This is a genomic window from Loigolactobacillus coryniformis subsp. coryniformis KCTC 3167 = DSM 20001, from assembly GCF_002706425.1.
GTDB lineage: Bacteria > Bacillota > Bacilli > Lactobacillales > Lactobacillaceae > Loigolactobacillus > Loigolactobacillus coryniformis.
Genome location: NZ_CP017713.1, coordinates 2302926 through 2314997 on the forward strand (window position 1 = coordinate 2302926; position 12072 = coordinate 2314997).

The 12072-nt window shown below is 42.3% G+C and carries 9 protein-coding genes; 5 read left to right on the forward strand and 4 right to left on the reverse strand.

Annotation, left to right across the window (positions count from 1 at the left end; all coding sequences use genetic code 11):
- Positions 1-71 precede the first annotated feature (71 nt).
- The gene (locus tag LC20001_RS11370; protein ID WP_010011951.1) at positions 72-1055 is read right to left on the reverse strand and encodes a LacI family DNA-binding transcriptional regulator; all 984 of its coding nucleotides are present in this window, start codon (positions 1053-1055) and stop codon (positions 72-74) included.
- A 252-nt stretch (positions 1056-1307) separates the two neighbouring features.
- On the opposite strand from LC20001_RS11370, the gene LC20001_RS11375 reads away from it, so the two are divergent.
- Positions 1308-3230 carry a fructose-1,6-bisphosphatase gene (locus LC20001_RS11375; protein ID WP_010011952.1) on the forward strand — a complete coding sequence of 641 codons (1923 nt, stop codon included), beginning with the start codon at positions 1308-1310 and terminating at the stop codon, positions 3228-3230.
- A 40-nt stretch (positions 3231-3270) separates the two neighbouring features.
- On the opposite strand, the gene LC20001_RS11380 is transcribed toward LC20001_RS11375, so the two are convergent.
- Positions 3271-4590: an MFS transporter gene (locus tag LC20001_RS11380; RefSeq protein WP_010011953.1), complete on the reverse strand. Its 1320-nt coding sequence runs from the start codon at positions 4588-4590 to the stop codon at positions 3271-3273.
- Between the two features lie 493 nt (positions 4591-5083).
- Here LC20001_RS11380 and LC20001_RS11385 point away from each other — a divergent pair, with 493 nt between their 5' ends.
- On the forward strand, positions 5084-5893 hold the full coding sequence (locus LC20001_RS11385) for a Cof-type HAD-IIB family hydrolase (RefSeq protein ID WP_056943262.1): 810 nt from the start codon (positions 5084-5086) through the stop codon (positions 5891-5893).
- Here LC20001_RS11385 and LC20001_RS11390 read toward each other — a convergent pair.
- The gene (locus LC20001_RS11390; protein ID WP_010011954.1) at positions 5890-6300 is read right to left on the reverse strand and encodes a hypothetical protein; all 411 of its coding nucleotides are present in this window, start codon (positions 6298-6300) and stop codon (positions 5890-5892) included. The two genes, LC20001_RS11385 and LC20001_RS11390, sit on opposite strands and share 4 nt — an antisense overlap.
- A gap of 154 nt (positions 6301-6454) precedes the next feature.
- On the opposite strand from LC20001_RS11390, the gene LC20001_RS11395 reads away from it, so the two are divergent.
- Entirely contained in the window at positions 6455-6994 is a 540-nt protein-coding gene (locus LC20001_RS11395; protein ID WP_010011955.1) for a GNAT family N-acetyltransferase, read from the forward strand.
- A gap of 401 nt (positions 6995-7395) precedes the next feature.
- Here LC20001_RS11395 and LC20001_RS11400 read toward each other — a convergent pair whose 3' ends face one another.
- A complete protein-coding gene (locus tag LC20001_RS11400; protein ID WP_010011956.1) occupies positions 7396-7692 on the reverse strand; it encodes a hypothetical protein in 297 nt (98 codons plus the stop codon).
- Positions 7693-8118: 426 nt separating this feature from the next.
- On the opposite strand from LC20001_RS11400, the gene LC20001_RS11405 reads away from it, so the two are divergent.
- Together LC20001_RS11405 and LC20001_RS11410 are read left to right on the forward strand one after the other, a co-directional pair.
- Entirely contained in the window at positions 8119-10608 is a 2490-nt protein-coding gene (locus tag LC20001_RS11405; RefSeq protein ID WP_003677768.1) for an excinuclease ABC subunit UvrA, read from the forward strand.
- A 150-nt stretch (positions 10609-10758) separates the two neighbouring features.
- The gene (locus LC20001_RS11410; RefSeq protein WP_010011958.1) at positions 10759-11832 is read left to right on the forward strand and encodes a DMT family transporter; all 1074 of its coding nucleotides are present in this window, start codon (positions 10759-10761) and stop codon (positions 11830-11832) included.
- Positions 11833-12072: the final 240 nt, after the last annotated feature.

Sequence of the window (12072 nt, forward strand, 5' to 3'; positions counted from 1 at the left end):
TCCATTTAAGTAATCGTTTACGCAAACACAATTAATATGAGTAAACGATTACTCAATGCGTATTAAAAAAATTAGGCCGTTCCCCTGACAACTAGTTTGACCGGTACTTGGATATTTTTTTTGCCTTTGATAGGTAAATTATGAATCAACTTGATTAATCGCTCACTAGCTAACTCAGCTATTTCTTTTTTATTTTGGCGAACTGTAGTTAGTTGTGGATAGCAGACTTGAGCAATCGGCGCATCATCAAAACCGACTAATTTAAGTTGTTCAGGTATTTGTATTCCCAACAAATGTGCCTGTAAGAGAATCTTGGCCGCTAGATCATCACTGTTCGCAAAAATACCGAAGACACTAGCTGTATTCCTTTTTTGGATTAGGAAATGCTGGATTGGTTCTTCCACATCATCATATAAAAATACTGTCGATGTAATTTGAGTATTTTTTTTAGTCACATCCTGAAATCCACGTAGACGTTCTAACGTTGCAACAGATTTTTGTTTTGGTGACATTATTGTAATATCCTGCGTTTGCTTCAATAAATATTCGGTAGCTAGCACTGCTCCAGCGTAATGATCTGAACCGACAAATAATACATCATTATCTTTAGGGTTACGATCGATACAAATTAGCGGTAACTTACTGTGCAGATCTGTTGATTTAAAATCTATAGCACCCGAAATAATGATAATACCATCGACCATTTCACTTTCAAGAACCTTTAAATACTGAGATTCCTTTTCCTGATTATGCGCTGTATTGCAAATAATTGTGGAATAACCATGTTCAAAAAGGTAAGCTTCAATTTGTTGCACTGTACTTGAAAAAAAAGAATTGGTGATGTCTGGGACAATAATGCCGACTGTATTAGATTTATTGATTCTAAGGCTTTTAGCAACTCGGTTGGGTTCATAACCATACTTTTCAATAATATTTTGAACTCTTTTTCTAGTCTCTTCTGAAAACCGCCCATTATTATTAATGACACGGGAAACGGTAGCAGTAGATACACCGGTTAACTGTGCGATCTCCTTAATAGATAACTTGCGGTTCATTTTATCATCTACCTTTCAATTAAAGTTTTGAGTAATCGTTTACTCAAATTAGTTTACCGTTATTGTTATCACTTGTCAAATTCTTTAGCAAAGCGATAGATTGCTGTATAATCTAACAGCATTAATTATAATTGGTATATACCTTAAATAACTGTTTAGACGGTTCCACTAAGTCTACAGATATAATTGGTATTTTAAAATGAAAGCGGTATAATCAAGGCATATATTCAATATTTTGGGGGTATTTTTTGTATGGATGTAACTGATCTCGCATTACTTAAGGAACAATATACGACTAAAACTGCCTTAGCAACCGAATTGATCAATCTAGAGGCTATTTTGAGTTTACCGAAAAGTACCGAAGCATTTATCAGTGATGTCCATGGTGAGTATGATGCCTTTCAGCACGTTTTGCGCAACGGTTCGGGTAACGTTAAACAGAAAGTTGCCGATCTTTTCTCTGGCAAAATGACACCGCAAACAATTAGTCATTTTTCATTTTTGATCTATTATCCTAGTGAACGCTTAGCCGCTATTAAAAAGCGCTATCCCAACGCCAATGACTTACATCAATGGTATTTGGATACTTTTCAACGTTTAGTCGAATTACTGCATTTTGTGTCAACTAAATATACTCGTTCCAAGGTCCGCAAAGCCTTAGCGCCCGAATTTGTTTATATCACTGAAGAATTACTTTATGGTGATTTTAATAGTCCCGACAAAGCAGCCTATTACCAACAAATTACGGAAAACATTATCGCTTTAAAACAGGCCGATGAATTTATTATTGCGTCGTGCCACACCATTCAGCGGTTAGTGGTCGATCATTTACACTTAGTTGGCGATATTTATGATCGTGGCCCGCACCCAGAATTGATCATGGAGCGATTAATGCAGTATCATTCGCTGGATATTCAGTGGGGCAATCATGATATTCTCTGGCTCGGTGCTGTCTCTGGCTCCAGATTATGTCTAGCCAATCTATTGCGGATCTGCGCCCGCTACAATAATCTCAGTATTATTGAAGATGCGTATGGTATCAATTTACGCCACTTATCGCTGTTCGCCGAAGAGCACTATCAGGATAACGTGGCTTTTCGGCCTAAACAATTGCGCAGCGAGCGGCCGTTATCTAAGGCTGAGGAATTACAGATCACTCAGATCCACCAAGCAATCGCCATTATTCAGTTCAAGCTTGAAGGCCCAGTCATTGCTCGTCGGCCAGAATTTAAAATGGCCCACCGCCGCTTACTCGATCGTATCGACTATCAGAAAATGACAATTCAGCTTCACGGTAAAATTTATCCGCTAGAAAATACTTGCTTTCAAACGGTTGATCCAACTGATCCTTATAAGCTTTTACCTGAAGAAAAAAGAGTGATTGATCAGTTATTAGCGGCTTTCCGCCATTCAGATAAGTTACAGCGCCATATGAAATTTTTGATGCGTAAAGGCAGCATGTATCTGACCTACAATGATAATTTGTTGTTCCATGGGTGTATCCCCGTTACTGCCGACGGTAAATTTCAAGCCTTCAAATTACATGGTAAAGAATATGCTGGTAAAGCATTGCTAGATGTTTTTGAACAGAACTTGCGGGCCAGCTTTGCGCATCCCGGCGACGAAGACGATTGTGCCACTGATTTACTGTGGTATCTCTGGACTGGCCCCCTATCACCACTGTTTGGCAAGCATGATATGACCACTTTTGAACGCTACTTCATCAGTGATCCAGCTACCCACGAGGAACGCACCAATCCGTACTATAAACTGCGCCGTGAAGCTTGGTTCGTCGATTCAGTCTTACGTGAATTTGGTATGTCACCAGCCACTGGCCACGTGATCAACGGTCACACACCGGTGAAAAAGGGGCAAACGCCAGTGATGGCCGATCGTAAAATGATCGTCATTGACGGCGGTTTTTCCAAACCCTATCATAAAACTACCGGTATTGGCGGCTACACCCTGCTCTACAATTCTTACGGTATGCAGCTGGTGACGCACCAACCATTTACCTCTAAGGCTGATGCGATCGCCAATCTAACCGACATTATTTCAACTAAGCGCATCGTCGACCAAGTAGCACAGCGGAAACTCGTCGCTGAAACCGATATTGGCGCCGAATTAAAACAACAAGTAGCAGTACTGCGGCAATTATTAGCAGATAAGGAATAGAAAAAGGCTTGCGTCAATTTGGCGCAAGCCTTTTAATTTGCTATTTAGTAAAATCTACTGACTTAGTTTCTTTAGTCGTAGCTAAAGCAACAAAACAAGCAACTGCCATAACACCAAGATAGATACCAACCGAACGAACACCCCAGTTATCGGCTAACCAAGTGGCGATGGTTGGTGCAAAGGCTGCACCGACAATAGCAGCGACATTATAAGAAATACCAGCGCCAGAGTAGCGCACCTTGGTCGAGAATAATTCTGGCAATACTGCGCCAACAGGACCAAAGGAAATCCCCATCAAAACAAAACCAATGACTAAGAACGCGATTACACCGGCAACGTTATGCTGACCTTGTAATAAGAATGGGAATAATAGCGCAAAGACAACTAAAACCGCTGACGACGCCATTAAGATCCGCCGCCGACCCCAAACATCAGCATAATAAGAAGCAACTAAGATCATAACAGCAAAAACGATGATCGCACCCATCAATAAGGATAAGTATTCGCGGTTACTAAAGCCGAGATGAGTCGTGGCAAAGGTCAACGACCAAGTGGCTAAAGTATAAAATAAAGTATAAGTGACAGAAACAATAAACGTTCCTTGAATGATTTGGCGCCAGCTCGTTTTGAAAACTGTTTTTAATGGTGATTTAGTAACTTCGTTCTTTTCTTGAGCCAAACGGAATAATGGCGTTTCTTGCATTTGTTCACGAACCCAGAAACCAACTAAAACTAAGATTGCGGAAGCCAAAAATGGAACCCGCCAGCCAAAGCTGATCATTTGTGCTGGTGATAGGAATGATTCCAACACGAAGAATAGACCATTACTTAAGAAAAAGCCTAATGGTGCCCCAAGTTCAGGAAAGGCACCGTACAGTGCCCGCTTCTTTTTAGGGGCGTTTTCGGTAGCCACCAGAGCAGCCCCGGACCATTCGCCACCTAGACCAATGCCTTGAACGAAGCGGCAGAGACACAATAGAATAACGGCCATTAACCCTAATGTTGAATAACTTGGTAACAAGCCAATCAAAACGGTTGAACAGCCCATCAACAATAGCGAAACGACCAAGGTCCGTTTGCGCCCAATTTTATCACCAAAATGACCAAAAACGAATGAGCCTAAAGGTCGGGCAACAAAGGCGACCCCAAATGTTAGTAAACTCAGTAAAGTCGCAATCGTAGTGGTTACTTCAGGAAAGAACACTTTAGGAAAATACGCCGCTGCCGCAGTCCCGTACGCGTAAAAATCAAAAAATTCAATTGCTGTCCCAATCATTGACGCAAAAACGACCGTACGTACAGGATCACGTTTAAGGACAGTTGTTGCTTTTGTTTCGGTTAAACCATCTGTATCTTGCATATCTCAATCCACTTCCAATCTCATCTTTTTTTAATCTTTCATCCATCAACGATCAACTTTTCTTAATCAAGCAATCCTCACCTTCTTTCCTGAAAAATAAAAAGCCAAGAGCTTGTGACAGCTCTTGGCTTTACCAACGCTGCCCGCTTAATGCGGGCACTTAAAAATGTCAGCCCGCATTACCTAATAATCGCGCTGATAATAATAATATTGAGTTTTGCATTGGTATTTTTCATAACGAAATATCTTCTTTGTTTTTAACTTAATTTTAACTATACTATCACATTTTACATTTTACATTAAAATATGATTATAAAATAATTAAATTATTTTAATTGCAAAAAAAACGATCAGCAACAAAATAGTTCTGTCAACGATCGTTCTATGGTAGATTATTAAACAGTAGTTGCTGCGCATAAGCAGCATAAGTCGTGTTTGAAAAAGCAAATTTCTGCGCACTTTTCCAGACAGACGCTAAGAAAGAAGGCTCGCCATGTCAACCAAATTAATTGCACTCGATCTTGATGGGACAACATTAAATCCTGCTGGACAGCTTAGTTCCAAAACGCGTAACGTTTTGCGTGCTGCTAGTCAACGCGGGCATAAAGTCGTGATCACCACCGGTCGTCCAGATAATATTAGTGAACAATTCTACGATCAGCTAGACTTGACTACACCAATGATCAATTTCAACGGTGCATTAGTCCATGTCCCGCACCAACAATGGGCCTATGAACAAGCCACCACTTTACCGCAAGCCACTGCGTTAGCCCTATTAGAATTGAAACACGATTTTCCAATTAAAGTCGCCATCGCTGAAGGTAAACAATTTGTGCTGACTGATCGCCCCTTTCGTGATCTTCCTTTTTTCACCGATATGCCGGCACCAACAGTACTGCTTAACGCAGACTCACTGCAACAGGCACCTATTTCATTATCATTATTTACCGATGCCGTTACTTTGCCGCAATTACAAGCAGCAGTCAATCAGCGCTTTCCCCACGTTGTTGCACAAACTTGGGGCGCTTGGAGCGGCCCATTTTCTGCACTAGAAATCGTTCGGGAAGCAACACATAAATCAAGTGCCATTCAATATTTATTGGATTACTACCAGATGAACGCACGCGATGTTTTAGCTTTTGGCGATGACGATAATGACCGTGACATGTTGACTCATGCTGGCTGGGGGGTTGCCATGAAAAATGCCCGGCCAGCGATCAAAGTGCTAGCTAACGACGTGACCCCGCTCAGTAACGCGGACGATGGCGTGGCCGACTATTTAATTCGCCGGCTAGCTCTTTAAATGATATATTGATGAATGAAGGTACGATCAGCCGCGAAATCGGCCGCAACTGGTGATAGTGGCCAGGCAACCTCGTTGACAAAAATCAACTTGCCCGCTTTGAACTGCCACAGAGCAAGCACATCAACTTGATCAATTCGTCCATTTTCTGGGGTAATTAGCGCGATATAGTGTGCAGTAACTGCCCCCTTTTCTGACCAAAAAAGATCACGAATTTTTAAATCAGTAATGTCAGCATTGCTTGTTTTTAAATCAGTCAACCGCTCGATATACCGTGTTCGATTAATATTTTCACCATTGAGAACAGCAATAAAGGCCGGATGAAAAAATTCGTCCAACCGCGTTAATTCTTGGTGCGTTAGAATAGTGTTGAGCATTGTTTTAACTAAAGTCAATTCTGCTTCCATTTTTAGTTGATCCTTTCTACTTCACAATTAAGGTGATTTATTTGCCTAACGGAGCGTAGTTGTAAATTCCTCCATTACGTTCACTCGTTCAAACCATTTTGGTCATCGTAAGAAATATGCTGCTACTTTAAACTATAGTTACGGAGGTGTTCTTATGCAAACTCAAGCTTTTGCACGTGTGTTGTTACCCCATTATGAGCTGCGTTTTCTTAATACGGTTCCCGCCAAAGGTGTATACGCACTGCGCCATGATACAACGATCGCGGCGGCCACCGGTCGTAGCACGGATTATGATCTAACAGCAACCATGCAATATATCAGCCGGATGTTGACAGGAACACAACGGGGCAACTATCTGATGTGGGGCATCATGGATCGTCAAACTGATGAATTTTATGGCTTAATCCAACTTTGGCATTTTCAAAAGCAAACCGCCGAAGTCGGCTACGAAATTTTAAGTCAATGGCAGCGTCACGGTATTATGCAGGAAGTTTTGCCGCAAGTTGCTCAGCTAGCTTTCGAACAGCTAGACATCAAACGACTATATGCCGTAACCGGTGAAGCAAATTTGCCTTCGCGTCGCTTGTTAGAAAAAGTCGGTTTTCAACTGGATTCCAACTATCACGAAAAACTTTATACCTTTCAACAAACTGAATTAGCATTAGTACGCTACCAGCTTGATGCTAAAAAATGAGCCAGTGACAAGCAATTGTTTTCTAACTATAATATGCAAGCTGCCAGTAAAATCGGTTATTCAACTGATTTTACTGGCAGCTTTTAGCATCCCGATAAATTCTATTTTAATATCGAAAAGTACTTTGAACAAGATTACATTGATGATTATAGATCGAATTAAAATCTGGCTCTCCGTTTTCTGCTTCAGTAACTACCTAAATTTTAATTGAAAACGTCCTTCCAGCATTAGATATTAGTTGGCGGTATCAACAGCCCCTGATGTACCTTATTGAACTTAGATTATTTTTTATTTTACGCTCATCATTCATACAGCCAGTGCTAACCAATCTAATCCATCAATATTGGCTTTTGCTAATCTTTTAAATTTGATCCGTTTCCTAAGCCTTGCTTGCAGTCTTTTTAATGCACATTATCCAAAAACACATGATACGCTTTGGTGATTATTTTTTCATGATCTGCACTCTCGGCCTGTAATTCAATTTGTGCCTGCGCTAGATCCTGATCAGGCGCAATGCTGTAAGTGAACGTACCTGTACCGATTTCAGCACGCAATTCTAAATAATCATGCTCCACTAAGTGCAAAATTTGTTGAAAATCTTCATCAAACGGTTCCAGCATCAATGTATCTTTGAAAAATACCACACGACCAGCACGCAGCCAGTTAAAAAATTGTTGATTGGAAATTGGTATTTGCATTACGTGCCTCCTCTATCTCGCATAATTAGGTTAAGTTTATTAGCTAACCCCGCTAATAAACTTTTAATGCTCGTGGCGATGGCCATTCTTGTGGCAAAAAGCTTACCGCAAGAAACATGGCTCTATCTCGCATAACTAGGTTAAGTTTTATTAGCTAACCCCGCTAATAAACTTTCGATGCTCGCGGCGATGGCCATTCTTGTGGCAAAAATCTTACCGCAAGAAACATGGCGCTATCTCGCACACTGGGTTACTACTAATTAAAGTAACCGACAACTAACTATAATGCCATGTTTACCGTTATTTTGAGCGCAATAAGCATAGCACATTAACGCACAGCAAGGAAGACGCATGGCTGAATTTTCTGGAGACTGCTATCATAGAGGCAGTTATTTTAAATCTAATTGATGATTGTGAGTCCTCTTTATGCAAAATAAACAACCTGAGCAAATTGAAGTTCGTGGTGCGCGGGTCAATAATCTGCGGAACATTGATGTTGATATCCCGCTGCACCAATTTGTCGCCATTACTGGTTTATCTGGTTCTGGTAAATCGTCGCTAGCACTCGGTGTACTTTACGCTGAAGGCGCACGGCGCTACTTAGATGCACTGTCCACTTATACGCGGCGGCGAATCAGTCAAATGGGTAAAGCGGACGTTCGTGTTGTCCGCCATTTGCCGGCAGCCTTAGCACTACGCCAGCGGCCAAATGTGCCTAGTCAACGTAGCACCGTTGGCACGATGACGGAAAGTTTCAACGTTTTACGTTTGTTATTCTCACGGCTTGGCTCCCACGTATCACCTAGTGGCCAGCGGGTGGCCCCAACTTTACACGTTGCCGAAGAGTTACCGATCGATGCTGGCGACGGCACTAGCTTTTTTGGCCCTGGTGCTGAACGTTTCGCCTTTAATTCTGCCGGTGCCTGCCCGACTTGTCAGGGTAGCGGGCAAATCCGGCAAATCGTGTCTGAGCGGCTGATTCCTGACGATAATTTGACGATTCGCGACGGTGCAGTAGCTTCTTGGCGCTTGCCTGGGCGTAACTTTATGCCGCTAGTCGCGCAAGCAATCGGCGTCGATATTGACACACCATTTAAACAGCTAAGTGCCGCCGACCGCGATATTGTCCTTCATGGTGAGAAAAAGAAATACGCCATTAATATTCCTACCGCCACCGGCAAAATTTTCCATATGGATAACGCCCAATTTGAAAATGCATTTGCTGCAGTGACCGATAGTTTAGCAACTACCAAAAATGAACGGGCAATCCAACGTTTAAATCGCTTCTATTCTTTTACCACTTGCCCAACTTGTCATGGTAATCGGTTTGACCCGAAGTTGCTGCAAACTTTAGTCGCTGGTAAAAACATTGCTGAAGTCAGCGACTTACCACTAAAGGATCTATCCGCCTTTGCCCAAACCATCGTACCTTGGTTACCAGCAAAAATGCACAAGATCGGCCAAACCTTAGTCAATGAATTTACCAATAGCTTAACGCCATTGCTTGAGCTGGGCTTAGACTATTTAACGTTGAGCCGTGCTGGGATGACATTATCAACTGGCGAACTGCAGCGGATCCAGCTTAGTCGTACCTTGCGCACTGCGACAACCGGCGTGCTTTACGTTTTGGATGAACCATCGATTGGTTTACATCCGGCTAACGTTACCGGCTTGATCAAAATCATGCGCGCCTTGGTCGATCAAGGTAATTCATTAGTGGTAGTTGATCACAACACACACGTAATTGCTGCAGCCGATACAGTGATTGAAATTGGTCCCGGTGCTGGCCGTAAAGGTGGGCAGATCTTACATCAAGGCAGCGTTGCTCAAATCAAACAGCAAGCAGATTCACTGATTGCGCCTTATTTAACTGGTCAAGCTGATTTATTGGCTCGGCAGCCACAGCCGGATATTTTTGGTGCCGGTAAGTTTAGTTTCCATGTCAAGCAGCGCTACAACTTACGTGATGTCACCGCACAATTTCCATTAAATCGTTTAAGTGTAGTCACTGGTTTTTCCGGTGCCGGTAAAACGACTTTGATTCTGGATAGCTTAGTCCCAGCACTACAAGCGCAAATCAAAGGAACACCGCTGCCACAGCACGTTGATCAACTGCAAGCAGATTTACAGCGTGTTGTGATGATCGACTCGACACCAGTTGGTAAAAATACACGTTCCACCGTGGCCACTTATACGGGTATTCTTGATCGCTTACGTAAATTATTTGCCCAAACTCCAGCCGCTAAAGCTCACCATTGGGGTGCGGCGCATTTTTCTTACAATACCACTCAAGGTGCGTGCCCGACTTGTAAAGGTACTGGCCACATTTCCCTAGATGTGCAATATCTGCCGGATATTGATCAGGCCTGTCCCACCTGCCACGGTCAGCGCTATAATCCCGAAACGCTACAAATTAAGTGGCATGACCTATCGATCGCCGATATTTTAGCTTTATCTGTTGATCAAGCTGTCCCTTTATTTGCCAAATATAAAAGCTTACATCACTTAGTTTTAGCCTTACAGAGCATGGGACTTGGCTACTTAAAACTCGGCGAAGCGACCCCACAATTATCTGGTGGCGAAGCACAACGATTAAAATTAGTGGCCGAAATGGGTCAGATGCAAGCAGGTACGCTATTTATCTTCGATGAACCCTCCGTTGGGTTGCATCCCTTAGATACACGGACACTGATCCATGTTTTCGATCAATTACTGGATCAGGGTGCTACGATCATTACGATCGAACATGATCTCGACATTGTGGCTAATGCCGATTATGTTGTTGATGTTGGTCCCCGCGGTGGTAATGCCGGCGGCAAAATTGTGGCTAGTGGTACGCCGCAACAAATTGCTGCCAATACCAACAGTATCACTGGTAAATATCTAGCCCAGCAGCTGCAGCTTTTTCACGTTTAATTCCGCCTGTACCATTGACAAGTTTTCAATCAGTTTTACAATAGTAGTTAAACTATATTATGAAAACTGGTTGAAACTAATTTTCATAACATTTAATACAATACGTCATAATTCGTTGTTAGTGATTTGGGAAGGACCGATTAATTTTTTATGAAGCGAACTTATTTGTACGTTTTAATTTCAACCATCTTGTTTAGTTCCATGGAAATCTCGTTGAAACTGGCTGGTAGTGCCTTTAATGGGATCCAGCTTAACTTTCTCCGTTTTCTCGTCGGTGGATTGTTCCTATTGCCGTTTGCCATCAGTGCTTTAAAGAAACAGCACATCCACTTAACTGGCCGTGATCTGCTGTTGTTCATGTTAACTGGTCTCAGTTGTGTGTTGATCAGTATGACGTTTTATCAGTTAGCCGTTGAAGTTGATCAAGCCTCTACTGTAGCCGTTTTGTTCAGCTGTAATCCGATTTTTGCCTTGATCTTCTCTTACTTGATCTTGCGTGAACGGCTTAGTCGAACCAACTTGATTGCCGTTGCTGTTTCCTTGATCGGCTTGCTGATCATCGTTAATCCAGCTCATTTAACCAATCCATTAGGTTTAGCATTATCGATCACTTCAGCAGTCACTTTTGGCCTCTACTCGATCATTTCTCGTTGGGGTTCGATGCGCCGCAAGTTTAACGGTCTAACAATGACTAGCTTAACCTTTCTGGCTGGCTCCGCTGAATTAGCCATTTTAATGGGTCTGTCCCACGTGCCTAGTATCGCTGCCGGCTTAAGTAGTGTTCCCGCACTAAAAACATTTGCGGCAATTCCCTTTGTTCAAGGGATCGCTTGGCAAAATATTTTACTGCTAGCCTACATTTGCATTGGCGTGACTGCCGGTGGTTTCGGTTTCTACTTCTTGGCCATGGAAACATCTGATGTTTCCACCGCTTCACTGGTTTTCTTCATTAAACCAGCACTAGCACCGATCATGGCAATGTTTATGTTACATGAAGAAATTATTACACCAACGATCATCGGGATCGTTGTGATCGTCCTTGGTTCGGTCATCATGTTCTTAGGCAATCGTTTTGCCGAACAAGACGCCAGCATGCAGTACAAAGGTATTTTTGCCAAGTTATTGCGGAAACCTGGTACACCGACTGAATTACAACAAAAGTTGGCGGCTGAACGCCGAGAATTAGAGCACAAGAAAGCTTTAGAAAAAAATCTAAGTAAATAACTGCAATTAACGTTACGCTACTGAAAAGTTGGCGTGACGTTTTTTTATTCAGTAACCAAAAAACCGCACGTCAATGAACTTCAAATTAGAAGTCATTGGCGTGCGGTTTTATTTTAGTAAGTACATCGTAACTATCCTAATAGCTGGTTGATTTTCAGAACTCTGAAATTTTGTTTGAACAAGATATCTCAGTGTGTACGGATGGAACCGATCAACTCTATTTACATGTAAACCTCAGAA

What these genes read in the sequence shown, in the direction of transcription:
- LC20001_RS11385 (WP_056943262.1), top strand. Translation starts at nt 5,084, where the DNA reads ATGTCAACCAAATTAATTGCACTCGATCTTGATGGGACAACATTAAAT.
- LC20001_RS11380 (WP_010011953.1), bottom strand. Translation starts at nt 4,590, where the DNA reads ATGCAAGATACAGATGGTTTAACCGAAACAAAAGCAACAACTGTCCTT.
- LC20001_RS11410 (WP_010011958.1), top strand. Translation starts at nt 10,759, where the DNA reads ATGAAGCGAACTTATTTGTACGTTTTAATTTCAACCATCTTGTTTAGT.
- LC20001_RS11370 (WP_010011951.1), bottom strand. Translation starts at nt 1,055, where the DNA reads ATGAACCGCAAGTTATCTATTAAGGAGATCGCACAGTTAACCGGTGTA.
- LC20001_RS11375 (WP_010011952.1), top strand. Translation starts at nt 1,308, where the DNA reads ATGGATGTAACTGATCTCGCATTACTTAAGGAACAATATACGACTAAA.
- LC20001_RS11405 (WP_003677768.1), top strand. Translation starts at nt 8,119, where the DNA reads ATGCAAAATAAACAACCTGAGCAAATTGAAGTTCGTGGTGCGCGGGTC.
- LC20001_RS11400 (WP_010011956.1), bottom strand. Translation starts at nt 7,692, where the DNA reads ATGCAAATACCAATTTCCAATCAACAATTTTTTAACTGGCTGCGTGCT.
- LC20001_RS11390 (WP_010011954.1), bottom strand. Translation starts at nt 6,300, where the DNA reads ATGGAAGCAGAATTGACTTTAGTTAAAACAATGCTCAACACTATTCTA.
- LC20001_RS11395 (WP_010011955.1), top strand. Translation starts at nt 6,455, where the DNA reads ATGCAAACTCAAGCTTTTGCACGTGTGTTGTTACCCCATTATGAGCTG.